Raw genomic sequence first — 25,287 nt, 5'->3', positions numbered from 1 at the left:
TCGAGAGGGGCGTGTGTTCGTTCCGACACGAGGCTGATTTTAGTTCGCAGTCCGTTCCGCGTGCACGAGCTGATGAACCATTTCCACCAGTCGCTCACCATCGATCGGCTTGCTGAGATACTCGTCACAGCCGGCCGCCAGACACTCACGTCGATCTTCTTCCATCGCTCCCGCTGTCAGGGCGATGATGGGCATGCGGTGCCCCTGCCTGCGAATGCAGCGTGTGGCAGAAAGTCCGTCCAGGACCGGCATATTGACGTCGATCACCATGACATCGAACGAGCTGACAAGTTGCGGCGGGCAGTTGACCAGTTCCACCGCTTCCTGCCCGTTTTCAAGAAGGGTGACCTCGGCGCCTGCGTCTCGAAGGATGTGATCGACAACAAAGCGTGCATCCCTTCGGTCATCCACAAAGAGAACATTGAGCCCATCCAGTCGGGTCAACTCCATGATCCGTTCCTTCGAGTGTTTCGATCGACCCGCAAAATCTGGGATTGAGTGGTGAAATGCCTGAGACAGGAGAGAATCCTGCTGGCAGGATGATCCAGGACGGTCATCAACTCAGTGTGTTTGGGTCATTCTCCCGCGCGACCTGTTTTTGTAAAGATGAAGTCGAGGAATTATTTTTAAGATATTCCTTACAAAAGAGTTACAACAGACTTCTTCAGACAGAAACATGAAGTCATCCCGCCTGAAAATGCGGGTGGAAATCGCCTGAAAAGACACGACAGATTCAAGTTAGTTGATGCTTGCTGCTGCCGCTGGAAACTGCGTCGACACCAGCAGCAGAATCGAGATGAACTGACATGTACTTCCGGCAATCACAAACGTATGCCACAAGGCATGGAAGTAAATCACCCGATTGTCATACCACAGGAACAGCGTCCCTACGGTATAGAACAAGCCCCCCAGCACGATCCAGAACACCACCTCCGGAGGAGCCACGTTGACAATAGAAACCAGCGAGATCGCCGGCAGCCAGCCCAACAGCAGATAGATCTTCTGAGCCCCCGGAGAGAGGAACCCCCGATACCAGACGATGGCAGCACCAATCGTCGCCAGCACCCACATCGAAATCGTCAAAATCGGCCACCCGCTATGCCGCAGGTAGATCGTTCCAAACGGGGTGTATGACCCGGCAATGAGGTAGAAAATGCACACCTGGTCGACCTTGCGGTAAAACAGACGCCGATGCAGATCGTAGAACGCATGGGACAGAGCCGAAGCACCGTAAAGACAGACGAGCGAGAGTGAGTACGCACCGCACCCCAGCAGTGCCCAGCGGTCTCCCGTTCGCCACGTCAGTTCCATCAAAACGAAGGCGCCCGCCAGACTCAGAAGAAACCCCAGCAGGTGGGTCACAAAATTTGCCACTTCGTCCCGGGGACGCACCGCACGATCCAACGCCGACTGAAGCCGGGCAGTCCTGACCGAGTGCCTGTCCCTCAGGGGTGAAGACAGTTCCGTTGTCCGGGGGGATGACATCGCGTATCCGTACAAAAATAATCCGTTGACACGTCGCTGGTTACGATTTCGGTGCTCATTGCATTGTCGCAGCAAAACCCACAACGGGAAGGGGACAAGAAAAAAGTCCGGACGTTCGCGTGAAACGCCCGGACTCCAGAGCGGGTGATGGGATTCGAACCCACGGCCTTCAGCTTGGGAAGCTAACGGCCGCGTTTGTAAACCCCGTTCACAGAATGCTTTATGTCGATTGTGACACCTTGACGGATTGAATTGATTGCCGGAAATTTGGCCCCGGACTCAACACGCCAATGGTGCGAAATGGCAGCGACGGACACGCGAAATCGTTTTTTTGTGACAGACTTCACTGCTGTTAATGGCAGGGGGGCCGTTCGTGACGCTGACAGATTTTGTAAAGCAGGTGTATTCCGCGCATCACCCAGAGTGCGGTCTAAAGTCGCTTGGGCAGGTGGTGAGTGCGGTCCGTCAGGTCGAGAAGCAACTCGGGCGCCCGGTCCTCGTGTCAGAGATGAGCGAGGATTTGATCAACTCGCATCTACGGTGGCTAAAGGATCAAGGGAGATCGGGAGACACGAGGCACCGGCGAAAAGTCCACTTCATGTCTATCTGGAAACTCGCATTCCGGAAGCGACTCACTCGCCACAAGTTTTACGAAGCGGAAATCCAGAAGGTCCGGAAGTCTGTTCACCAACCCATTGCCTGGTCCACAAAGGAAATCGGGGTGATGTTGGAGACCGCGAAGAACTCCACCTGCCCGGACTTCTCGCCTGCGTGCTGGCAGTCGCTCATTATGCTGATTTACTTGACGGGCCTTCGGATATCGGCAGTCCTGCAGCTGAAGAGGTCAGACCTTCACGGACACGTGTTGATTGTTCCGCACACGATCCAAAAGGACAAAGAGGATCAGGTGTTTCGCCTCTCGAACGAGATGGTAAACATGCTGCACGCGCTGCCGAAACCAGCGGTAATCCAGGTGCGAACAGCATCCGGAAGGATGATCACTGCAAACACGACGGCAGACAGCTCGCAGACTGCCATCTGCTGTTGAGCCTGCACCAGCCAAGACGCTGGCAACTCGTCTACGCCTTCGCCAATCTCGTCGTTGCGAGCAGGAGCAGCTTGACGGCTCCCTTGGGTGTGCAGAGGTGCATTTCCCATTCTCCGGCTCCGCCGACAGGAAAGAACTCTTCGACGGAAAACGCGTCCTTGATCTCCCAGGCAGCGTCGAGAAGCCATGAGGCAAGGTCACTTCGGACCAGTGCAGGTGAGGCGAGATCCAGCATCGAAAGCCCTTTCCCAGAAGAGAAGGAAAGGGGGTGCCCGGTGACTCTTGGTAAGATTTGCAAGAGGTCGGGTTCGGGCAACCCCTCATCAGTCGCACACGCGAACCGATGAGGGGAATTTATTAGAACAAATAAGTCTCGTCAATACGACTGAGGCTGAAATTTACTAAAAATAATAAACTCAGTCTTTCGCAGCGCTGTTCGCGATTTCTGCGATCGCCTTGGCGACGCCGAAGGCTACAAACGTGGGCAGGCAGGCAGCAGCTGAAGTGAATAAATACGCACTGAGCCCTTTTGCGGCGCCTTCGTCGACGGACGCCACCAGCGAGGACGCCACCAGCAATACCGAAGAGATCGCTGTCAATATTTGAGCGGCATTCGCGACAATCCAGAGTCGCCTAAAACGTGGCGCTAGACTCGGTGGAACAATTGGCGGGCCGGGCGGCATCGCCTCGTACGCTGCCATCTGAGCTTCACGAATCTCCTGCAAGTTCTTGAGACGTGCCGCCTCTTTCTCGATTTGCTTTTGAGCCTGCACGTCAGGTACACCGACGTTTTCAAAGCAATACGGGCACGTCACAATATCCCCAGGCTTGCCTTTGACCTGCTTTCCGCACGAACATGCAAATGCAACCTGTGACATTGCTGGCCCTTTCTGGAGTTGGAAAACCAATGCAAAAAGCGTATCTGGTCGCTTTTACGCTGTCCATTGTGAGCCTCTGTCACGCGGGCAGAGTGCCAGTCGTCCAGCGGGTTGAGACCGGGAAAGTCGTTGGGGTTACGGACGGCGACACCGTGCGGATCCTGATCGGCACTGAAGAGGTCAAAGTCCGCCTTGAGGGTATCGATGCGCCGGAGTCGAAGCAGGCGTTCGGGACGAAGGCGAAGCAGCACCTGTCAGATTTGATCTTTGACAAGGAGATCGAGTTGCGAGTGACAGGCACGGACCGCTACGGCAGAACGATCGGCAAGATCTTTGTCGGCGAAACTGACGTCAACCTGCAGATGATCAGGGATGGCATGGCGTGGCACTACACGCAGTTCAATGCCGAAGAAGCGTTTGCAGTCGCCCAGGCGGAAGCGAAGGAAGCGGGGCGGGGCTTGTGGGCCGATCCCGCAGCGGTTCCGCCTTGGGAGTACCGGAAGCGGAAGTGATAATGAAATTGTGTCACGCAGAATGCGCGACGTGCTTTCGGACAGTCCGGTGCTTCTTCGCGTGCTCCTCGGGATCCGTAATCAGGTAGTCAATCGTGACCCCCAGCTCCTCAGCAATGGCAGCAAGAATCGGAACGGTCCCGCAGGTGTCGCCACGAACGATCCGGTAGATCGTATTCTGCGTAGAGCTTTCCTTCACCGCCTCTGCGAGATGAAGCGGCTTCATCGACCTTGCAGCAAGCAAGCGTGCAATGTTTGTAGAGATGTGGTGCCGTGCGTCGACATCAGTCATTTCGATCATCCCCTAATTCTTTACTTGATCTGATAGATTTGTCAATTGCCTGCTTGACAGGATTTATTCGATCTAGTAATTGTCTGTCATTCAGAACTCGGACCCAGCGTGACTCACGTTGTTTTCCTTCGCAGTCTCTTCGGGGCCTGAAGGAGCGGTTCAGGGCGAACACGGGAGTCACCTTTCCCGACTGTCGTCAGAGTTTTGGTGTGTTTGATTCGCTCGATTTCGTCTCCGACATTGAAGACGAAAGAGGGCTTGACGAAGAAACCAGTGGCTTCAGAGTCGAGATTGCTCATCGAAAACCCCGTGTTTTCTGTTTTTATTCGAACGTAAGTTGTTTTTTAGGTTGGTGTTACATCTTTAAAGCGGGTGATGGGATTCGAACCCACGGCCTTCAGCTTGGGAAGCTGACGCTCTGCCAACTGAGCTACACCCGCAAGTGCTGAATTCTAAACGACTTGCTTAGTGTCGTCCATGCGAAACGGTCCGATTTGACACCGTTTCTGACACCGTTTTGAGAAGTTCCGTGAGATTCGCGGCTTCTCGACCTGTAGTACGCATGGGAGACACTGAATGAAATTTCCGCTTGGTCAAACGCTCGCTACGCCGGCAGCCCTCAAAGCCCTTGAGGCGTCGAAGCAGACAGCGATCCCATTCCTCGCCCGACACGCTCGGGGAGACTGGGGCGATTGCTGCCTGGAAGACGCCGCTGCCAACGACGCCGCCGTCTTGGACGGCGACCGAATCTTCAGCGTCTACCACACCGCCGATGGTACGAAAATCTGGGTCATCACGGAAGCCGACCGATCCGCCACCACTGTACTGCTTCCGGAGGACTACTGATGAAAAAACCGTTCTACTGGAAAGCCCGCAAGGCATGGTACGTCAAGGACGACTCTGGCAGCCAGATCAAGCTGGGTTCTGATCGGGAGGCGGCCTTCAAAAAATACCACCAGCGAATGGCCGGGCAGATCGAGGCGGCTGATGACGTCAAGGCGACCGAAATCATCGACCAATACCTCGATTGGTCCGAGGCTCATCAAGCTGCCTCGACGTTTAAGAACTACTCGTACTGGCTGAAGTCGTTCTCCAGCCACGTCAAGGGGCTCAGCCTCCGAGACCTGAAGCCCTACCACGTTGCCCGCTGGCTGGACAAGCACGGCTGGACCGGCAGCACTGGGAATGGTGCCGTGCGGGCAGCCGTTCGCCCGTTCAATTGGGCAAAGAAACTGGGAGTCATCAGGGTCAATCCACTTGAGCGAGTTGAACGACCGGCGGCCACCGCCAGGGAGTGCTACATTACCCCTGAACAGTTCGAGAAGATCATGGGGGCGATATCCGATCATCAGTTCAAGGATTTCGTGTCCATCCTTCGCGAAACGGGGTGTCGGCCACAGGAAGGCAGGAACATCGAAGCGCGACACTTCGACCGGCTTGGCCAGACGATCGTCTTCCCCCGGGAAGAGTCGAAGGGGAAGAGGCACGCTCGGGTGATCGTCCTGACGCCAACAGCGCTGGCGATTGTGCAAAGGTTGGTGTTGAAGAATCCGACCGGACCAATCTTCCGGAACCTTGCTGGGAGAAAGTGGACCAAAGATGCGCTCAACAACCGCTTCAGCCGGCTTTCCGAGAAGCTGGGGTTCCCGGTCTCCTCTTATTTCTTCCGCCATGCGTATTGCACTGATGCCCTCATCAATGGGGTTGATCCCATCACCGTCGCAAGCCTGATGGGCCACACGTCACTAAAGATGATCCAGGAGGTCTACAACAAGATCAGGATGCGTCAGGATCACATGAAGAAAGCCGCCATACAGGCTGCGGAAAGGAAGCAGGCATGATCGACTATTCCCACTGTGAAGAACGTTGGAGGGAGGTTCATGAGTTTGCAAACCGGGCCGGATTGCTCGACGATCTGCTTCGCAACCTCGATTACCTGGAGACCTACGCCAATCGGCCAGGATGCCTCTATGACCGAGAAAACGGCGACGACACACGCTGCCGACTCTATCCAGATTTCGCCCCGCTGTCCTTTGGATTTGTGATCGATTGCCGAAGAGCCTGCGAAGACTGGAAACAATGGTTCGTAGGTGGCCTGATCTATCATGGACCGCACGACGGATTCGGCACTGGGCAGGCCCCGACGTACTCAGTCTCCCTGGTCCACAAGCAGGGGTGGCAGATTCACACCTGATCGTTCTACCAGCCCAAGGGTTACCTTGGGCGCTTTTATGCGCTGATCTTTTCTCGCAGACCAACGAGAACGGCCGAGAACTTTCGGTGGAACGTCTTGTAGTTCACTCCAGCCTCCGCAGCTAGCTCAATCAGCGGGACGCGGTCATAAAAGGCGCGTTCGACAAGGGTCCGTGTTTGAGGATCGAGCTTGCGAAGTCCCTCTTTCAAGTCCTCAGACAATTCAGGCATTTCGCCCGCACAGGCCAACAAGGAATCATCGCTCTCACGACCGGACTGAAATCGCCTCTCTCCATCAATGCAATTCAGTGCGACGGACGACATCAATGTATAAAACCAGGGAAGAAACTTCTCCCCCACCTTATACGTCGCCCGTTTTTCCATAAGCCTGATGAACACCTCTTGCGTCATATCCTCATAAAGGTGGGAGTATGCGCCGCACGCATATCGTTTCATGTAGCGTGTTACCCGAGGGAAGTGTCGCTTGAAGATGGTAGCGAATGTCGAGTGACTGCCGTCAGTGGCAAGAGCTTCCATGAGCAGTTCGTCTGTCTTTCTTAGATGCTCTCCATCTTGGAGGACTCATCATGTGCATTGCTGCACGCCCACGAATACTACAGGTCGTTTTTCTTGAAATCTCAGGAAAGTTGAGCCAAACCTGAAATGTTGACAGGGCTCTGTATTCTGGCAGTGGCGATCACACCGGTTGTGGGGATTGCCCAAATCCCAAAATGTGCGCGTTTATCTGAGATTTCGACCGAGTTGGCCTGTAGTACATGCGTCGAGTGACACGACCGCACAAGAAATATCGCGGACGTAAGGGATAGTGCCATTTTGTGTAAGTGGTGGGAACTGTTTTTCTGCCTGCTGAACTGATTAGTGGAAATCGAACTAACGGTTATTTCACTTGTGACGGCTCAATCGGCGTGAATGCGGATAAAGCGCTCGCAAGCGAGATTATCTGGGCACGTGTATGACCACATTTCGGGCAATTGCCGGAATCCTTCTGGTCTGGTTCCTGCTGGTTCATTGCTGGCCATATGCGGAGTGGGTGGTGAGATCAATTCTTCTCGTACTTGAAGGGTATGAATGACTGAGAGAACAGCAGCCGAGGAACTCAGGGGGTATTACATCCCGATGGAAGATTGGGGTAAGGACCATTGGTCCACCCTCGCGTACTTTGAGAGCGTCGAGGTGGAGAACACGACATTCGACGTCGTTTTCGACCCACGAATGCGACAGAGCCGGCGACACTTTCGCATCATGCCCCGCAAGGGACGGAGGGGTTCTGTCGGGATCGCGATGGAGTCAGGGGCAGGTTCGATTTTACGAGACGGTCGATTCGTTCCTGGCCACGATGATTGGAACTGTATTCAGGATTTCGCGCAGGCTGATCTGCTCACATGTGGTCCAGCCGGGGTGGAGCCCGGGAAGAAATTGAAGCTCAGCGATCGTGGACGAGGACTCGCAGCAAAACTGCGAGCACACAAGGCGGCCGGCGGGTCATTCGCCAGCTTCATACCAGAGTAAGGGAAGACATGACGATTCGATGTCCCAGGTGCGGCGAGATTTGGTCTTGGAACTCCTGTAAATGTGGAAAGGCGAAATGAAAACCTGTTACTTCAAGGCAAATGCCGAGACGGAAGTCAAGATCAAAGAGATGATGAAGGGGCTCGCGGACATCAAGAAACGTGGGCACGCTTTGGCAAAAGAGATTGGGGCCGATCCCAAAGAAATCATCATCGGCGAATGCTGGGGACGCTGGTGGGTCGCCGGATTTCGATTCGCCCAAGACCCTGATCCGCAGTTGTTTTGCAAGTTGAAATCCCATCCCGGCTGCTGGCGGCCTCGCGCCCGTACCGAAATCGACAACCGAATGCGGGAACTCAACAGCACGGCAGTAGGCGACATCGCCAAGCTGGTCGGAATGGAAATGTTCCAAAGCGATGGCAGAGTTTACTCACCGGGAATCTCGATTCAAAAGAACGGAGTCTACCTCGCACTGTCAGAAGGGTCCAAAGGGACTGGCTGCGAGCGAATCACTGATATCGAGTGGGAGAAGGCGACTAGCCCGAAGCGAAAGAAACGTGTTCGGGTGTAGTTGCCACATCTCATATTCGTCCTTCATCGTCACATCGACCTCATGGATCAACCAATGAATCAAAGCCTTGTCATCTTGAAACCGGACGCAATCGAACGGCGACTGGTCAGCAACCTGTTGAGTCGCTTCGAGCAGCAGGGATTCGAGTTTGGGAACATCACCAAACGATATCTCACGTTGGGCGAAGTCAGTTCGCTGTACTGCCAGTACATCGAGAAAGACTTCATGCCACGGCTGCGGGGGACCATGCTCGTCGGCCCCTGTCTGCTTGTACCTGTCGGCCGCGTTGATGCCTGCGTGAGCAGGGCTCGCGAGATTGCTCTTGAAGCGAGATTGCAACTCCGCGACCCGCAGGAAACCAATCCCGCCCGCAATCTCATCCACGCTTCCGACAGCGTGTCGGCGGCCGTTCGCGAGCTTCAATTGTTCTTTCCAGGAACGGAGTGAAAATTCCTTCCTGAGCTGGATTGGCAATTGCGAGCCATTCGATATGCGCACTGAACAGTAGGTCTGCTCAAACGTTGGAGAAACATCTTCTGTCGTCGTCAGCAGATAGTTGTATTCTGCGATTCGACCTCGTTGCGGAGCTTCTGACGTTCAGATTCCAGAACTGAGCGAAGTTCTCCATTGCAGAACAGTTTCATGGCTCCCCCTGAGCCGCCTGTGACTGAGGCATCACATAGCTGGAAAGTCGCCATCCATCTCGCAGGTTGTCAGGCACCTTCGGAAGTTCGACACTGGCAATGATGGCAATCTGATGGACGCATTGCCCAAGATGGCCTCTCAGAAGTTCAAGGGCTTCAAAGTAGTCTTGGCGAATGTCGGGAGGACGCCGAAAGTCTGAGATGTCTGAGCCGGGCGGCATTCGTGACGCAGCCGCTTCCAGGCGTTCGTGATGCGTAAGAAACTGGCGAATCGCATCCAAGGAGAACTCAAGCATCAGATATCGAAGATTTCGGTCATTCCAGTCAACGGTTATACTGAACCCTGTCCATTTCGAGGATTCTTGTGGAGGGCGGAAATCGGTGCCAGACTTGATCCCTGAAGAGCAGCCCTTGGCGCAGCAGATCGCTTTCGAAAAGTGCCTAGCTCGTGGAGGCGGTCCGAATGGTCCATATGATCCGGAGGCTGCTGTTGGTGATTTCTGGCAAGCTGCCGGCGAACTGATCGCTCGACGTGGTCAACATCCTGCGGCACCGAGTAATTGGGAAGTGATGTATGGCACACAGAACATCATTCGGACGAAGGTGTTGCAGGAAGTGCAATCGCGGCTAGAGAAGCGGGGGACGGGCGGAAGAAATCAGGCCGCAGACAACACCATCTTCGTGCCGTTGCGCGATGCTACAATTACTGCACTTGGCAGGCGCGATTACGGTTTCGCGATTGAGATGTTCAGCGAGTGTTTTGAAGCCGTCCGTGAGTTCGAGGACGACAACCACTGCGAGGTTCATAAAGGAGCGCCGACATTTAACGTCGCGATTGCGTATTTGCGGGCAAACGACTTCAGCGCAGCGATGCATTACTTTCAGCTTGCGCAGGAGGAGACGCAAGAAACAACTGGGGATCATGGCTGGGGTGTTTACGATTCCGGGCTATTCGTCGCAAACTACTGGAACCTGCTTGACCTATACGAAGCTGAACAGCCCATGCCCCTTTATAGCGAGTTTTGGGGAACGCCATTCGGAACTGCCTCGTCGAGGCACGATTGGACCGCACTCTCAGATCATTCCAAACTACTGTACATCGTGCTCAATGCCGAACGGATTAGCTACCGGCGACTGGGGCCTCATCCCCATATGCCGACCAGCGAAAGCTTCAGTCTCTCTTATTGGAATCTGATCGCCGACCTCGTCAGATTACTTGAGACCGAATTGACCGAGCGGCATGTCATTGGGAATGGGTTGTGGTCAAAGATCGTCAGTGGGGTCAACAACAGTCCGGTCGCTGGGTTTAAGCCAGCAATTACGTCCATCAGTAATGGACATGTGGTTAAAAACACTGCTGATTTCAACATCCACTTTCCAGCCCTCCGCACGATTATTCTTGACCCTCACGAGACACAACCCCGCAGAATTGCTGCCGCTGCGTGTCTCGCTGGGGTGACTCGGAATCAGGTGCAACACCACGTCGATACCGGGATGGTCATCTTCTCGGATCGCGCAGCCGCAGTGTTTACCGCCGAAGTGCTGCTCTGCTTATGTCGAGTTGATGCTTGGGCCGTACCCTGATCGGCTGCTGGCGAGTTGCGCGATCCAGTGAGATTATTGTTACCGGCGTGCGCGAGCGCGTTGTTGTTGCCGTATCCGGATTCGATTTTGGAGAAGGTTGTAGAGTTCCGGTTCATCCGCCTGAAGCGTGACCGTCGCGGCAAATCTCTGCTCCGTAAATGATTCAGGTGCCCATGTGCGTTGGGCACGGATTACGAGATACCACGAGTCCCCATAGTCGTCTCGCGAGAATGTCCACTCGGAACGTTGCAGGGTGCTTGACTGCAAACTCAGTGGTCCAGGCTTCAAGTCACACCGAAAGGCTCCCTGAAATGCTCCCTGTGGCTTCACTCCTGAATCGCGAAAGTGCTTCTGCTCATCAGCCGAAAGCTGTCGATAAGCTTCAACGATTTCATCTACTGTCTTGCCGCGAATCAGGGCATAGTCCATCTTTACACCAAGATAATCCGCGCGGCGACGGCGAACAGGAGGGTCAAAGGCAAGCGTGACAATTACTCTCTTCTTTCCGCTCGCTGTACGAAACTCAGAAGGACTCGGCACTTCGTAAATTGCGAACCTGTCGAGCGGGATGGTCGCTTGGGCAATCATTGTCACGCGACGGTCCGCCGACTCGTAAAGAACGTCGTCGTCGATGTGGCCGTATCCGTAGACACGCCGCAAGCCGTCGGTCCCATGAAGCTGTTGAATTCTGTCGTTCGCTGGTTGCGGAAGTTCTGCGGCCGCCGCGAGGATTGCACGTACGAGGTTTGCGTCCGGCTCTTCTTCAAGGTATTCCTTGAGACTCGCCAACAGTACGGCCGCCGATCTCGAAACCTGAGGTGCTGCCAAACTGGTTCCGATATCGAAATTGAACAGTTGACTCGTCGGCTCATGCGAAAGAGACATCACCGCGAGTCCTTGGTCATCATCGATGCGTCGAATGCTTGAGAACCCCCGAAATGCGACATTTCCGCCTGGAGCTACGAATTCAGGTTTGATAGCGCCATTGATACCCGGACCAATTCGTGACGTCGCGGTCGGCTCAAGAATGGACGCGACGGTCCGGACGATATCGTCAGGCTGACTCGGTGATGGAATCGCTGGAGCTTCTTGATCTGCGATTCCTCCTACGGTTATAGGAATCGCCGCAGTTGCCGGCTCACAGAGACCACACGATGGGTCGAAAAGAAAGTCTGGATAGGACGCCAGAATCTCCTCGGCTTCCTGTGCATTATTGGTCCAACCAAGATCATGATTTCCGGCCGAAACGACCAGCACAACATTGAACTCACGAGCCAGAATGTCGAGAGATTCTGCCCACAGGCTCTGTCTCGGATTGTGTTGCAACCAAGCAGAGGAGTCACCAAGCGAGAGGTTGAAGACGCGGCACTCATACGGTGGAGCGATGAAGGCCTCAATAGCCTGTCGCATCTGATGGATGATGAGCCTCTCATCATCAAAATGGTTTTCGGCGTTGAGAACTCGAGCAGAGAAAAGTGTAACCGGCGACGCAAAAGCGCCCGTCTCATAGCACGCACGCACGCTGCCAAACACAGCGATTCCACTCACCATTGTGCCGTGACCATTTTCGTCAGCAGCGGAATCTGTTGAAGCCATTACGGATGCAGCGTGTCCGACATTCGATGCGAGTAATGGGTGATTGGAGACAATTCCGCTGTCGACAACACATACAGATGGCCCACCGGGCGGCGGAACTGGCGGTGCTTGAAATTCTCGACTCGTCACTTTCAGTGCCTGACGATGATCGAAAACGGGCTGAGCGGGCAAATCAACTTCAGCGACAATATCCAAATCCAGCAGTGCGGCTAGTTTCTGCCCTCGCACGGCAACCCGAGCCAAACAAAGCAATTGCCCAACGAACGAATCACACAGACGCTCGCCGTTGCCCGTCTCGGAATCAATCAACTGCCGAAGCTCTCGAATGGCGGCGCGACCAAGCTCGTCAGTGCCTCTATGCCACAGCTCCACATCGACAACGTAAAGTCGATCGTCGTGAATGGCCTGAGCCTCGTCTCCTATCTCATGAATCAGGCGGCCGCCGATTCGGTCCGAACGTCCCCAGAGACGCATTTCGGCGGCTTCGATGTATTCGAGGACATCCCATTGCGTCGAGGCATAGGGTTGGCCAGTCTGCGGATTGATGCCGCTCTGAGGGCCTTGTTCATATGCGGAAACAGCTTGTCTGAACTGAGACAAGTCTGAATCGTTCTGAAACGCAATAATCGCGTTGTCACTCTCGATTGAAACGACAGTGATTCCCACTCGTTCAAGAAGTTCGGCAATAGCTTGCGCAGAAGCGGTCGCTGCGAGGGGCACGCGAAAGACGAGGTGCGGTTCGATCCCAGCCGGCGAAGCTGGCCTTTCGGAGACCGCAGACTCCATATCATCGATCCGGTCTCGAATCTCCTCTGCAAAACGCGAGCGGCCGCCTCTACCCGGCGGCGGTGTTGGAGGCGCTGGACGACGACGGCGATCAGGCGTTGGCTCTTCTCGTACCAACGGCAAGTGAACATAGCGATCATCGTCGGGATGGTGTGGCATCTTATGCTTGCGTCTTACGGGACGTTCGGGGCTGACGCTTCACTGACACGTCGGCAACTTCATCGTACGTTGTGATTGCACGCCTGTCGTGTTGCCGCTCCACGGCTGCTTTCAGCATCGCAGGCGTGATCTGCTCCCTCTCCCCGAGTATCGTTTCCTTGATTGCCTCATGAGCGACACGTTCCACATCGGCGTGCGAGAACCCTAATAGCGACTTTGAGACTGTGCGAAGACGGACGGAATTTGAAACTGTGATTTGGTGAAACTGTCGACACAGCAGCGTTTCGATTTCTTCAACGGTCGGAACCGGAAACATCAAGATGTCGTCGAAGCGTCGCCACAAAGCCGGGTCGAGCAATCCCTGGTGATTCGTCGCAGCGACAGTGAGAGTTTCACTATGAAATCCATCAAGCAATTGGAGGAACGAGTTGACCACTCGCTTCAGTTCGCCGTGCTCATCGATGGCCGTTCGATGCTTTCCGATCGCATCGAATTCGTCAAAAAAGAGTAGAACTGGGCGGAGTCGTGCAAAGTCAAAAACTTTGCGCAGATTGCCCGCAGTCTCTCCGAGATACGACGACACAACGGCATCGAACCGCACCGTCGCCAGCGGTAAATACAGGGCGTGAGCGAGTGCTTCTGCGGCTGCCGTCTTCCCACACCCTGGTGGTCCGCAAAACAGAAGTTTTTGAACCGGATTGACTCCGTGCGATCTCAGCAGTTCGCTGCTTCGGCGCTCGCGGATCACTCGATCAATGCTTTGCCGTAGCGGTGATGCGAGAACAAGGCCATCAAGTTCGCGTTCCGGCTCGGAAAGCTCGATCAGCGATGCCCCTTTGTCCTTATCTTTCGGCAGGTTCCCGTTGCCGCCGCTCAGGGTAGTGAAGAACGTCTTCGCAGCCTTCGGTGATTCATTCACTTCATTTAGAATCCGTTCAAGATCGTTTGCGAGCACTGTATGATTGAGTTGTCGCTCCTGCTTGACCACCTCCCAAGCCGCAGACCGAAAGCCAGCATCGTCGCCTTGAAAATGGGCGAGCAGCAGCTTTCGAACGGTCTCGGAACCTTGGCTTATCATGGGTTGCGACAGGTGACGTTTCACAGTACAGGTTTCAGAAGAAATACAGTAATCACAATCGACGGTAAGTCATTGTAGCAAGGGACGTTCAGGCGGTCACTGCGGATTTCGGGCATCGTCATGCACCCTCCTTGTACGTCAACGCGAAGATCGCATCGGATAGGGACTTCTTGAAGCCGGGGTTGTCGGTGAACTGCTTGAACAGTTCCGTGTGATCGGTCATCAACTCCAAGATCGCCCGGCCGAGGGCTTTGTCGTGCTCGATGCGGGCGTTCTGCTTGTCGCTGTTGGCCTTTGCGTTGCTGTATGCTTCGTCGGCGTTGACTTTCTCGGGCAGTTCCTCGGTGATGACTCTGATGATCCGGTCCTTGTCCTCCCAGGGAATGTTGCCCCATTGCTCGTTGAACTGCTTGACGATGACGCTGAGCCGTTCGATTTCTGGCTCGGGGCGTCCGCCTCCGCCGCCGGTCGGGACAGGATCGATTTCCCCTTCGTCATCGACCAGCTTAATCGACGTCTTCGCTTTCACTTCCGCGCGGTAGCTGTCCATGTCGATGGTTTCGAGAACGCCTTTCGACAGGTCTTCTTCCACTGGGGCCGGGAGCTTGGGAATCAAGAAATTTAGGAAGATCGACAGCTTCTCCCACGTCGGGTTCGCGAATTCGAGCACGCCCGCGAGGAAGTTGTACGTCCGGACGAACGTCTTTGCTTTGCCCTTGAAGTCGACCTGGGCGCCTTCGTCAAGGTTCTCGATGTAGGTCGCGACGCACACATCGAGGATCGGATCGAGGGTTTCGCGGCTGGCTCCGCTCAAGAAGCGTTCGACGATCGTTTCGACGTCCTCCTGCGAATAGACCTGGTGGCCGTCGAGGTCCGCTTTCAGGTCGTGCAGCTTGTTCGGATCGGTGGCTTCGCTGAGAACAGTTGTCCGGTAGTACGGCTCGAATGACTTCTGAATCGACTCCGTGTCGTTCATGAAGTCCAGGACGAACGTGTCCTTTTTCTGCGGGTGGGCACGGTTCAACCGTGAAAGCGTTTGCACCGCCTTCACGCCGGACAGCACTTTGTCGACGTACATCGTGTGCAAGAGCGGCTGATCGAATCCGGTCTGATATTTGTCGGCGACGATGAGGAACCGGTAGGGATCTCTCGCCTGAATGCCTTTGATCTCTTCGGCGTCAAAGTAATCGACAATCTTCGTGCTCGGGAAGCCGTTCATAGTGGCTTCGGTAACGTCCTTCTTGCCCTGGTATTCGTGCGAACCGGAGAAGGCGACAATCGACTTGAATGGGCTTTTGCGTTCTTCGAGGTACGCGTCGAATGCCGTCTTGTACTGCATCGCCCGTTCGATGGTGCTGCACACGATCATCGCCCGTGCGCGGCCGCCGATCTTTTTGGCACCGGCAACTGACTCATGAAAGTGGTCGATCATGATTTCCGCCTTGGTGCGGATAGCGTGATCATGCGATTCGACATACTTGCGGAGTTTCCGCTGCGCCTTCTTGGCGTCGAATTCCGGGTCGTCCTCGATGGTTTTCGCAAGCCGGTAGTAGCTGTCGACGGGCGTGTAGTTGGCGAGCACGTCCTCAATGAAGCCTTCCTGAATGGCCTGCTTCATCGTGTAACTGTGAAACGGGCGGAAGGTGCCGTCCGGCTGCTTGATGCCGAAAACTTCGAGCGTCTTGTTCTTCGGCGTTGCTGTGAACGCAAAGTAGCTGGCATTGGGGAGCATCTTCCGCGACTCAATGATGCGGTTGATCTCGTCTTCAACCGTCTCGTCATCTTCTGCCGACTGCTCCGACAGTGCGATGTTCATCTTGGCCGACGTGCGGCTGCCTTGGGAACTGTGGGCCTCGTCGATCACGATGGCGAACTTGTGCCCACGATGTTCGTCGCCGATCTCGTCCAGGATGAAAGGAAATTTCTGGACGGTCGTGATGATGATCTTCTTGCCCTCGCGCAAGAACGACCGCAGTTGTCCCGATCCCTGTGTCACCGCGCCGACGATGGCTGCGACCTGTGCGAACTGCTTGATGTTGTCGCGAATCTGTTTGTCGAGCACACGCCGGTCGGTCACGACGATGACCGAATCAAACACCGGCTTGCCGTCCTTCTGAACCTCAACGAGCTGATGGGCCAGCCAGGTAATCGAGTTGCTCTTTCCCGATCCGGCCGAATGCTGAATCAGATAGCGACCGCCCGGACCTTTCGCAGCTTCCTTCAGCAATCCTCGCACGACGCGAAGTTGGTGATATCGGGGGAAAACCTGCTTCCGCTTCTTCCGGCCCGTCTTCTCGTCCTTCTCTTCAACGACCTGGGCAAAGTTCTCGATGATGTTCGTCAGGCTGTCGCGGGTCAGAACCTCTTTCCAGAGATAATCCGTCTCGATGCCGTTGGGGTTTGGTGGGTTTCCCGCTCCGTCGTTCCAACCTTTGTCGAAAGGCAGGAACCAGCTCGCCCCGTTTTTCAGGTGTGTACACATCTTCACGCGAACATCGTCCACGGCGAAGTGGACCATGCAACGACCGAAGTGGAACAGCGGCTCTTTGGCGTCGCGGTCTTTCTTGTACTGCTGGACGGCATCTTCGACCGTCTGCTTTGTGAGTTGGTTCTTGAGTTCGAACGTGATGACAGGCAGGCCGTTGATGAAGATGGCCATGTCGAGCGCATTTGCCGACTCGACTTTACTGTAACGCAGTTGCCGAGTAACGCTGAAGACGTTGGCCTTGTAGTTTTCTTCGGCGGTCTTGTTGCCTGGGGTGGGCGTGCCGAAGAACAACTCGACGGTGGCCGGGCCGTGCTTGATCCCTTTTCGCAGGACATCGATCACGCCGCGTTTGCCGATCTCGCCCTGAAGCCGATGCAGGAACTGCGTGCGTGACGGTCCATCCTCGGAAATGCCGAGTTGCTCCAGCACCTTCGGCTGGGTCGCTGCGAGAAATCGGAGTAGCTGTTGAAGATCAACGCTATGCTCGCGGTCGAAGTCATGCGGATTACCGAGCACATACTTCGCCTCATTCACCAATGACTTGGTGATGATTGCTTCGAGGCCGGCTTCGGAAGTATCTGTGTGGCTCATAGGTCAGTTTCCTCGGAGTCAGTAGAGTCATCCAGCTCTAGTTCCATCTCGACGTCGATGGACTCAACGGGCAGACTCCGAGCCACGTCTCTAATATCGAACCTGCCAGTTACCACATCCGTCACCAATCGCGTCTGAAATTCCCGAAGCAGCGATATTTCTCGCAACGTCTGGGCAATAACATTATTGAGCGGCTGGCTTTCAATTCCGATGCTTGCAAGAATGGCCTTTTGCTCGTCAATGCCAGGAAGTGGAATGACCAAATTGGCATATTTGTCTGCGCCAATGTTTTGAATCGTCGCCTTGCTAAAAATCTCATCCTTCCATCGTGCGAATGCGAAAGACTGCGTGTAAGCGAAGAGAAACTCTGAGTCGAGAACTTCCTTTCTTGGTCGAGCACGAATCAGATACCCGGCGTAGCAAGCGTGTTCTGTTTCGGTACGAACCAGAAAAGCCTTCCCGACTGTTGCCCCACTTCTTGCAAATAGAATATCTCCGTTCTGAACCGGATAATCCTTGGCGATATGAGGAGGTAACGACCGAAACGTGTCGGCCTTCAATGTGCCATCGCTGCGAAAGTCGGTGATTCTGAGATATCGGGGCCAGTCACGATTGTCGAATGAAGCAGCTTCGTTTGCACCGTAAGAAAGTTTGCCGTTAATGCAAAAACGTAGTCGGCGAGCATCCCAATGCTGTGGAATATCACCGAGCCACGGGATGCCGGATGGCTTGAAGGGGACGCTGCCGTCAAGGCCGCGTGTAACGGCGCGATGGATAATGGCCTGCTTTTGCTCCTGGAGCAGCGAGATTACCTTCCGCTTCGCTCGAATTGCCCGCTCCAACCGGCCATTCGCGTAGTCCAAGAACCGCATAATCCCCACCTGCTCCTCCAGCGGCGGAAAAGGAGAAGGCATCTGCTTGAATTGATCCCAGTACAGGCGGTTGCGGTCTTTAACGATACCACGCGAGTAATTATCGATTTCCGACATGTAGTCGCCGGTTCGAAATAGTGTCACATAATACGGTGACTCAACATCCCGGAATGGCCGTGCAACGACGTAGGCGGGACTTACCAGTCCATCAACCGGCACGACGCCGACCGCCCCTTGCCACATACGCATCATGTTATAGGCAACGTCGGACTTCTCCGCACGCTTGTACTTGCGAATATCCGACATGACCTGCTTGCGGTTCGAGCCACCAAACTCACGCACACGAACGCCGGTCTTCAAGGAAACTTCTAAGATCGGCAATGTTGTGTCCGCTGCATCCTTTCGCTGTCCGAACAGACTTCCGTTGCGAACGACTTTCCAATGACTCGGCACCTGCGGAAGCCACGGTAGTCCCGAATCCTTGTATTGCCGATACGGCTGCAAGTTGGCGATCATGATGGGTCACCTTTGAGAAGATCATCCAGCAGTCCCTCGGCTTCTTGCTCGGCGGCGAGAATGTCAGCTCGAATCTCGGCCAGCGTGCGCAAGGGCTGCGGTTTGTAGAAGTGGCGGGTGAAGCTGATCTCATAGCCCACCTTCGTCGCATCCTCCTTGATCCATGCATCAGGTGTGTAAGGCAACACTTCGCGACGGATAAACGCTTCGATGCCTCCATCTTCAATCAACGGCACTTGCTCGGTATCGCGCAGATCAGCATCCGGTTCATATTCGACGATGGCAGGCTTGCCGTTGACCGTCGCTTCATACAAGCCATGTAACGGATCAGCCGCCGTCTTGTTCGGTTTGTGGACTTTCGCGATGACCGGCGGAGCGGTCTCGACGCGCCAACTTACCGCTCGCAGGATGACTTTGAGATCTGCGGCGGAGAGTTTGATATTCCGCGCTTTCAGGGTGTCGTCCACTCGGTCACGGAAGACGTTGTGGTCCTCAAACAGTTCCCCACCAAGCGCCTCACGCAACGCATGAGCGGTCTTCACCAATGACGCATCACGCTGCCATGTTTTCGCATCGAGCAGTTTTTTCTTCTTCTTTTCCGGCAGACCCTTCTTGGTCGTTCCGCCTTCTTCCGATTCGTCCTCGTCCTCGTCGCTGCCCCATTCGTCGAGCCGTTTCTCCAAGGCTTTGACGATGCCAGAGAAGTCACCTGCGAGTCGCTCGCCAAACTCGTCGAAGAGCACGGTTCGCAAATCCTCATCGCCCGACGCGCAACGGAGCGATGCGATGGCCTTCGGCGAAAGCTGGCTATGCAACCGCAACGGTCGCTCGACAATGACCTTCCAATAACCAAAGGCGGCGTTGGGGAAGATTTTGGACTGCGGAGTTTCCTTGAACTCAACGTAAGCATCACAAAGCCGATGAATGTCGTCCGGGGCAAGTTCGCAGTTTTTCTTTCCTAAGTTTTTCCGCAAAGGTCGAAACCACTGGGTCGCGTCGATTAGTTGTACTTTGCCTTTACGATGCGCGGGTTTCTGGTTTGTTAGTATCCAGATGTAGGTCGCGATACCCGTGTTGTAGAACAGGTTCATAGGAAGCGCGACGATCGCTTCGAGCCAGTCATTCTCGATGATCCAACGACGGATATTGCTCTCGCCCTGACCGGCGTCACCGGTGAAGAGGCTGCTGCCGTTGTGTACCTCGGCGATGCGGCTTCCCAGCTTGGACTTCTGCTTCATCTTGGCGAGCTTGTTGATCAAAAACATCAACTGGCCGTCACTGGTCCGGGTAACAAGGTTCAGTTCCGGCTCGTCACCGTACTGGCTCTTGTGATCGACCACGAATCGAGGATCAGACATATCCTTCTTGTTGCCGCCACAAATGCGGTCGAGGTCTGTTTTCCAGCTTTTTCCATACGGGGGATTGCTCATCGAAAAGTCAAATTCGAGCGACGGAAACGCGTCGGATGACAACGTTGATCCGAACTTGATGTTTTCGGCCTCATCGCCCTCTCCCTTTAACAGCAAGTCAGCTTTGCAGATGGCATACGTTTCTGCATTAATCTCCTGCCCATGAAGATGAATGGAGACTTTCTTGCCATGCTGTTTGGCAATTTTTCGCAATGTTTCTTCACCGACGGTCAACATACCCCCTGTTCCGCATGCTCCGTCGTACAGTAGATACGTTCCTGACACGAGTTTGTCAGCGATAGGAAGAAACAGCAGCAAGGCCATTAATTCAACGACTTCACGAGGCGTAAAGTGCTCTCCCGCTTCCTCGTTGTTTTCTTCGTTAAACCGGCGGATCAGTTCTTCGAACACATAGCCCATGTTGTGGTTCGTGAGGCCCGGTAGCTTCTCGTCGCCCTGGCCGTCGAGGACCGGGTTCGGGCTGAGATTGATCGTCGGTGAGATGAACTTCTCGATCAGGTGCCCAAGGGCATCGGCATCGTCGAGCGTATCAAGCTGCTGATGGAACTTGAACTTGGAGAGAATCTCCAAGACGTTCGGCGAGAAGCCGTTCAAATAGTCGGCAAAATTGGCCTTGAGCTGTTTCGGTTGATCGAGCAACCGTCGCAGCGTGAATTGCGACGTATTGAAAAACGGCTGTTTCGCTGCTTGGGCGAGTGCCGGTCCTTGATTGGCAATCTTGGCCTTGTCGAGTTTTTCCTTCATCGCGAGAACTGCATCATGCGTCGGCTCCAGGAGGCAGTCGAGCCGCCTAATGACGGTCATCGGCAGGATGACGTCACGGTACTTTCCACGGACGTACACGTCCCGCAGAACATCGTCGGCGATGCCCCAGATGAAGTTGACGATGCTGTTGTGCTGCGAATTGTTCATGCGACTTGATTGTGCCTAAGTGTAAGCGTTTTGGCGAGTTATATACATTGTCGTCAGGTGTCCGAAAACAATGTTGGTCCTTGGTGAGGATCTCGTCGTTTACTCGACGGGCGTCGGACACTCAGCGGGGTCAGTAACGCCGCGACGGCGTTCTCGCCTTGTGCTCCAAGCTGTTCGTTCGGCGTCCAGAGCGGAATCGCAAGAATACGATAACGACCGGTTGCCTGACCTAAGTCGAGGTCGAACTCACCTTCGACCGGCTTTCCTGTGGATGCTGCTTCGTAAAGTGGGCCTTCGCTTTCGACTGATTTGTCTCCAGGAAGAAAGTGCCCTTCAGCGCGGAAGCTCGTGCTTGGAATGGTGTAGTCGATTCGCAATCGAATTGAATCTCTCACCTCTTCTTCGGGACTGAAGCCGAACAAGTTGCCTTGGTCTTTGTTACCGATACGTCCCTTTTGAGTGGGCTTGAGTTTCCACTGAAAAAAAACGGCTGCAATTGTTTTCGAAGATGTCTCTGCAAACCTGCGCAGCACCGCTTCGCGTGACGCGTGGTATGTGTTCGCCAGACGCAGTAGACCGGCAGCGTCATCGACTTCCGCCGCGTCTTTGGAGAACCACGGTTCCGGCAGCAGAAGTTCCGCCGCTCCAATGTCACAAAGCATTTCCAGAAAGTCGTCCGGATTATCGCGATTGCGATAACGGGCATCGGTGCGGCACCATTCCTTGCCGGCGTACTCCGGAAAGAACGTGTGACTGATTTCGTGGGCGATGCTGAATCTCTTGCGTGTTTCCGGACGATCGGGATTGACGCGCATCGTCATTCGACCTTGACCATCTGGGACCAATTCCGCGTCGGGGCTGAGAACCGGGGCTTCATCACTTTTCTCGATACCCAAAAGGCTCGCGAGCATATCGACGTCGATCGGTATGTCAGGCGGTCCGAATTGCGACTCATATAGCGCAAACACCGCACGGGCTTTCGCGCGAATCGCAGATGGTGCGTCGGCTTCGCCGCTGGAGCGTACAAGTTCGTCGATGAGTGCCTGCGTCGTTCGGGGTGGAGGAGTCATTCCGATTTCCTCCGAACGGTATTCATCATCAACAAGTAAAGCTGATGCCATTCATCCGGGGATTGCGGCTGAGCACCTCGAAAACGCATGGATGCCAGCTCATGCAAATCCTGCTCAGAAAGAGCCTGACCATCCTTTTGCAAGCGATCACGGAATGCCTGAAGGGATTGCGGTAGCTCGATTGGCCCATCGGGGGCTTGCACTCTCGGCAGGTCGAGAAGCTCTGCAAGCGTCCGAGACAATGCGCTGGCAATCCGCATCAGAACGGCGGCGGATGGCTTCTTTGTCCCTTCCGTGTCACGTTCCAATTCCCACAGATACGCCTTAGAAATTCCCGCCCTCGATGCAACATCATCAAGCGATAACTTCTTTTCTTCTCTGAACTTACGCAGATTCTCAGCCAGTGACATGGGACGTAGCTCGGGTTGTTGCGATGAACCTTGCATGCGACCCATTCTACCAAAAATGTCAGCCGCAGCAAGATTCCTCGTTCGTTATAGTTGACGACCCATCAGCGAACGGGTATGTTCATTATAGCCATACGGCACATTCGTCACGATCGGTACACCTAATGCGATTGTTTCTTCAGTTTTTCGCCCTCAGCGACCGCTACGAGCGGAAGGCCCGGCTGCTGCCTGGACTTCTTCTTGCTGTTGGTCCGGCGTTGACGGCGGGAGCAATTTTGCAAGAGGTTGCTCAGTGGTATACCGCAGCCGGCGCTGCGGTCGGCTTGGAGTTTCTTGCCGCCATCGTGTTTGGGCACTATGCCCGAGCGAGGGGGAGGGCAATCGAAGAGCCACTTTGGGCCACTTGGGGTGGGCCGCCGACAACTCGTTGGCTCAGGCCAACCGATTCGACCTGCTCCGATCAACAAAAATCGAAGTGGCGAGGCGCGATTAGACGACTCACGGGCATGACGATCCCGGCTTCCATCCCGGAAGGTGCAGATGCGACGAGCATCGACCAATCGATCCAGGAGGCGACGCGCCAACTGCGCTACGCGGTTCGAGGAAAACCGCACGCGGCCATCGTGCAGTCCCATAACGAGGATTACGGCTTCGCACGAAATCTTTTAGGGGTTCGGTGGCTGTGGGTAATGCTCTCGGTTCTCTGCGTTGCCGCAAGCGGAGTTGCCATGTTGTACGGAATGAAGCCGCACGCGGCATTCGCCATATCCCTCACGGTCCTCACCGCCTCCTTATTGATCGCCTTTGAACTTCCAAACTACGTCCGCCGTTGTGCGGATCGCTATGCCGAATCGCTTTTTGCTGCTGCCATGCTGCCCGATCCACCGGCGGTGACTGACGGTGGAAAGCCGAAATCAGAGTCCACCGACCGCCAATAACCTTTACCCGTTTCCCTTCGGAGACCCATGATGCCAAAGCTGACTTTCTACCCTCTCGGTAACGCCGATACCTGCCTGATCGATCTTGCGAACGGCAAGAAACTGCTGTTCGACTATTCTGACGAGCGCGATCCGAACAATTCGGACGACAAGCGGATCGACCTCCCGAAGGCCCTTCGGGACGATCTGAACGCCGTCAAGCGTGATTACTATGATCTTCTCGCCATTACCCATCTTGATGACGATCACACGTGCAAGGCTGACGAATTCTTCTACCTCGACAACGCAAAGAAATACCAAGGGGAAGGTCGGATCAAGATCCGGGAATTGTGGGTTCCGGCGAACGTCATCACCGAAAGACGAAATAACCTGGAGGCTGGTGCTCAGGCCATTCAAGCCGAAGCGAGACACCGATTGGAGAAGGGCTATGGCATCCAGGTCTTTTCGCGGCCGCAAAAACTGAAGAAGTGGTTGGAAGATCGTGGGCTGACAATCGAGTCACGATCGCAATTCATCACTGATGCAGGACAGGTTGCTCCGGACTTCACGCTCGCGGTCGACGGCGCGGAGTTTTTCGCACACTCTCCCTTTGCTTGGCGTCAGGATGAGAACACGGTAATCGACCGCAATGGCGATTCACTTGTGATGCAACTGACGCTGCAAGTTGATGGAGTGAAGACCAAGGCGATTCTCGGATCAGACGTCGATCATGAGGCGTTGTCGGCCATCGTGCAGATCTCAAAGTCACACAACAATGAGGACCGTTTGGAAGCGGACATGTGGAAGCTCCCGCACCATTCGAGTTACCTCTCCCTGGGACCGGATCGTGGCGACGACGAAACTGAACCGGTTGAAGACGTCGCTTGGCTTTTCGAGGACCAATTGCAGCGGGGTGGGATCATCATCTCATCGAGCAAGCCTATTCCGATCAAAGGCAGTGAAGACGACAAGAGCCCGCAACCGCCGCACCGGCAAGCCGCCGCATACTACAAGCGAATTGTCCGGGAAAGGGACGGCGAGTACATCGTGACGATGGAACATCCTCGCGAGAATGCCCCTCGTCCTCTGGTTATCGAAGTCGACTGGCGCAAAGCCAAAGTCAAGCGATCGCAATCGATCGGTGCGGCAGCACTCACTCCCGTTTCCGCACCACGCGCAGGCTGATGCAATGACTGTCGAATACGTCGATTTGCCGGGCGACTCAGTGGATGCCGACGCTCTCGTGATCCCACGCGCAATCAACATCGCCTCGGCTATTGCGGGCGGGCGACTCGATTTCGTGCGGCTCGTGGAGTGCTGCAAGTTCGCCGATGGAACCATAGAGATTCTGATAATCGAGGTCGATGTCGAGCGTCCGCAGGTGGTGGTGAATCCCATTCGACGTGTTGAGCGACTGGCAGTGGTGCTCACGGCGAACGACGAAACGTACCCGGAAGTGCTTGCGATCCGAAAAGGCTTCCCGGTTGTTCCGCACCTCAACATCACCAGGGACGAAAACACTCGAAGCCTTTGTCTTTACGACCAGAGTTGGGACGAAGTAAAGGCGAGGTGGACGGCTCCGGCCTTTGTTGAGCGCATTCGCGGCTGGCTCGCCGATACGGCAGTCGGCTCGCTCCACCGTGAAGATCAGCCGCTGGAGCAGGTACTTATGGGGTCGGGATACAGCCTCGTAATCCCGTGGTCGGCAATCAAATCCACCGACGAAGC

The 25,287-nt window shown here is 54.9% G+C and carries 24 protein-coding genes, 1 tRNA gene and 1 pseudogene; 11 read left to right on the top strand and 15 right to left on the bottom strand.

Going from position 1 to position 25,287, the window contains the following annotated elements; all coding sequences use genetic code 11:
• Positions 1-39: 39 nt before the first annotated feature.
• Positions 40-450: a response regulator gene (locus SH661x_RS09265; RefSeq protein ID WP_437230234.1), complete on the bottom strand. Its 411-nt coding sequence runs from the start codon at positions 448-450 to the stop codon at positions 40-42.
• Between the two features lie 288 nt (positions 451-738).
• Positions 739-1,392, bottom strand: a complete 654-nt coding sequence (gene trhA / locus SH661x_RS09260; protein ID WP_437230232.1) for a PAQR family membrane homeostasis protein TrhA — start codon at positions 1,390-1,392, stop codon at positions 739-741.
• Positions 1,393-2,083: 691 nt separating this feature from the next.
• Here trhA and SH661x_RS09255 point away from each other — a divergent pair.
• Positions 2,084-2,533, top strand: coding sequence for a hypothetical protein (locus SH661x_RS09255; protein ID WP_437230230.1), 450 nt, complete (start codon positions 2,084-2,086; stop codon positions 2,531-2,533).
• Between the two features lie 31 nt (positions 2,534-2,564).
• Here SH661x_RS09255 and SH661x_RS09250 read toward each other — a convergent pair whose 3' ends face one another.
• On the bottom strand, positions 2,565-2,768 hold the full coding sequence (locus tag SH661x_RS09250; RefSeq protein ID WP_437230228.1) for a hypothetical protein: 204 nt from the start codon (positions 2,766-2,768) through the stop codon (positions 2,565-2,567).
• 181 nt (positions 2,769-2,949) lie between these two features.
• Positions 2,950-3,411, bottom strand: a complete 462-nt coding sequence (locus SH661x_RS09245) for a hypothetical protein (protein WP_437230226.1) — start codon at positions 3,409-3,411, stop codon at positions 2,950-2,952.
• Between the two features lie 29 nt (positions 3,412-3,440).
• On the opposite strand from SH661x_RS09245, the gene SH661x_RS09240 reads away from it, so the two are divergent.
• On the top strand, positions 3,441-3,923 hold the full coding sequence (locus tag SH661x_RS09240; protein WP_437230224.1) for a thermonuclease family protein: 483 nt from the start codon (positions 3,441-3,443) through the stop codon (positions 3,921-3,923).
• A gap of 13 nt (positions 3,924-3,936) precedes the next feature.
• Here SH661x_RS09240 and SH661x_RS09235 read toward each other — a convergent pair whose 3' ends face one another.
• Positions 3,937-4,224 (bottom strand): helix-turn-helix domain-containing protein, encoded by a 288-nt coding sequence (locus SH661x_RS09235; RefSeq protein WP_437230222.1) that lies wholly within the window; start codon positions 4,222-4,224, stop codon positions 3,937-3,939.
• A gap of 358 nt (positions 4,225-4,582) precedes the next feature.
• Positions 4,583-4,655 (bottom strand) — tRNA-Gly (locus SH661x_RS09230).
• 136 nt (positions 4,656-4,791) lie between these two features.
• On the opposite strand from SH661x_RS09230, the gene SH661x_RS09225 reads away from it, so the two are divergent.
• Genes SH661x_RS09225 through SH661x_RS09215 form a run of 3 tightly spaced genes read left to right on the top strand, consistent with a single transcriptional unit; the run spans position 4,792 to position 6,409 of the window.
• Positions 4,792-5,061 carry a hypothetical protein gene (locus SH661x_RS09225; RefSeq protein ID WP_437230220.1) on the top strand — a complete coding sequence of 90 codons (270 nt, stop codon included), beginning with the start codon at positions 4,792-4,794 and terminating at the stop codon, positions 5,059-5,061.
• Entirely contained in the window at positions 5,061-6,056 is a 996-nt protein-coding gene (locus SH661x_RS09220) for a tyrosine-type recombinase/integrase (protein ID WP_437230218.1), read from the top strand. The genes SH661x_RS09225 and SH661x_RS09220 overlap by 1 nt, the downstream gene beginning before the upstream one ends.
• Positions 6,053-6,409: a DUF4120 family protein gene (locus tag SH661x_RS09215; protein ID WP_437230216.1), complete on the top strand. Its 357-nt coding sequence runs from the start codon at positions 6,053-6,055 to the stop codon at positions 6,407-6,409. Before SH661x_RS09220 ends, SH661x_RS09215 begins: the two co-directional genes overlap by 4 nt.
• 35 nt (positions 6,410-6,444) lie before the next feature.
• Here SH661x_RS09215 and SH661x_RS09210 read toward each other — a convergent pair whose 3' ends face one another.
• Positions 6,445-6,945, bottom strand: a complete 501-nt coding sequence (locus SH661x_RS09210) for an RNA polymerase sigma factor (protein WP_437230214.1) — start codon at positions 6,943-6,945, stop codon at positions 6,445-6,447.
• Between the two features lie 1,069 nt (positions 6,946-8,014).
• Here SH661x_RS09210 and SH661x_RS09205 point away from each other — a divergent pair.
• Positions 8,015-8,509 (top strand): hypothetical protein, encoded by a 495-nt coding sequence (locus SH661x_RS09205; protein WP_437230212.1) that lies wholly within the window; start codon positions 8,015-8,017, stop codon positions 8,507-8,509.
• Positions 8,510-8,563: 54 nt separating this feature from the next.
• Positions 8,564-8,956, top strand: a complete 393-nt coding sequence (locus SH661x_RS09200; RefSeq protein ID WP_437230210.1) for a nucleoside-diphosphate kinase — start codon at positions 8,564-8,566, stop codon at positions 8,954-8,956.
• A gap of 193 nt (positions 8,957-9,149) precedes the next feature.
• Here SH661x_RS09200 and SH661x_RS09195 read toward each other — a convergent pair whose 3' ends face one another.
• Positions 9,150-9,449, bottom strand: a complete 300-nt coding sequence (locus SH661x_RS09195; RefSeq protein ID WP_437230208.1) for a hypothetical protein — start codon at positions 9,447-9,449, stop codon at positions 9,150-9,152.
• Positions 9,450-9,534: 85 nt separating this feature from the next.
• Here SH661x_RS09195 and SH661x_RS09190 point away from each other — a divergent pair, with 85 nt between their 5' ends.
• Positions 9,535-10,737, top strand: a complete 1,203-nt coding sequence (locus SH661x_RS09190) for a tetratricopeptide repeat protein (RefSeq protein WP_437230206.1) — start codon at positions 9,535-9,537, stop codon at positions 10,735-10,737.
• 39 nt (positions 10,738-10,776) lie between these two features.
• On the opposite strand, the gene SH661x_RS09185 is transcribed toward SH661x_RS09190, so the two are convergent.
• The 7 genes from SH661x_RS09185 to SH661x_RS09155 form a co-directional block, all read right to left on the bottom strand.
• Entirely contained in the window at positions 10,777-13,278 is a 2,502-nt protein-coding gene (locus SH661x_RS09185) for a S8 family peptidase (protein WP_437230204.1), read from the bottom strand.
• Between the two features lies 1 nt (position 13,279).
• Entirely contained in the window at positions 13,280-14,197 is a 918-nt protein-coding gene (locus SH661x_RS09180; protein WP_437230202.1) for an AAA family ATPase, read from the bottom strand.
• A 277-nt stretch (positions 14,198-14,474) separates the two neighbouring features.
• Positions 14,475-17,435, bottom strand: a complete 2,961-nt coding sequence (locus SH661x_RS09175; protein WP_437230200.1) for a type I restriction endonuclease subunit R — start codon at positions 17,433-17,435, stop codon at positions 14,475-14,477.
• Entirely contained in the window at positions 17,432-18,823 is a 1,392-nt protein-coding gene (locus tag SH661x_RS09170; RefSeq protein ID WP_437230198.1) for a restriction endonuclease subunit S, read from the bottom strand. The genes SH661x_RS09175 and SH661x_RS09170 overlap by 4 nt, the downstream gene beginning before the upstream one ends.
• Positions 18,820-21,165, bottom strand: a complete 2,346-nt coding sequence (locus tag SH661x_RS09165) for a type I restriction-modification system subunit M (protein WP_437230196.1) — start codon at positions 21,163-21,165, stop codon at positions 18,820-18,822. Before SH661x_RS09165 ends, SH661x_RS09170 begins: the two co-directional genes overlap by 4 nt.
• Before the next feature lie 53 nt (positions 21,166-21,218).
• The gene (locus SH661x_RS09160) at positions 21,219-22,235 is read right to left on the bottom strand and encodes an ImmA/IrrE family metallo-endopeptidase (protein WP_437230194.1); all 1,017 of its coding nucleotides are present in this window, start codon (positions 22,233-22,235) and stop codon (positions 21,219-21,221) included.
• Positions 22,232-22,645 (bottom strand): helix-turn-helix domain-containing protein, encoded by a 414-nt coding sequence (locus SH661x_RS09155; RefSeq protein ID WP_437230192.1) that lies wholly within the window; start codon positions 22,643-22,645, stop codon positions 22,232-22,234. Before SH661x_RS09155 ends, SH661x_RS09160 begins: the two co-directional genes overlap by 4 nt.
• Before the next feature lie 161 nt (positions 22,646-22,806).
• On the opposite strand from SH661x_RS09155, the gene SH661x_RS09150 reads away from it, so the two are divergent.
• From SH661x_RS09150 to SH661x_RS09140, 3 genes and pseudogenes are all read left to right on the top strand, one after another.
• Complete coding sequence (locus tag SH661x_RS09150) at positions 22,807-23,580, top strand: hypothetical protein (protein ID WP_437230190.1); 774 nt, start codon at positions 22,807-22,809, stop codon at positions 23,578-23,580.
• A 27-nt stretch (positions 23,581-23,607) separates the two neighbouring features.
• Positions 23,608-24,744 carry a hypothetical protein gene (locus SH661x_RS09145; RefSeq protein ID WP_437230188.1) on the top strand — a complete coding sequence of 379 codons (1,137 nt, stop codon included), beginning with the start codon at positions 23,608-23,610 and terminating at the stop codon, positions 24,742-24,744.
• Positions 24,632-25,204 (top strand): annotated as a pseudogene (locus SH661x_RS09140) (hypothetical protein); the annotation flags it as partial. The gene SH661x_RS09145 and the pseudogene SH661x_RS09140, both read left to right, overlap by 113 nt.
• Between the last annotated feature and the right edge of the window lie 83 nt (positions 25,205-25,287).

This window comes from Planctomicrobium stercoris, assembly GCF_051465655.1.
Lineage (GTDB): Bacteria > Planctomycetota > Planctomycetia > Planctomycetales > Planctomycetaceae > Planctomicrobium.
Note: the sequence above shows the minus strand (reverse complement) of the source record. Positions and strands in the feature narration are given on the sequence as shown.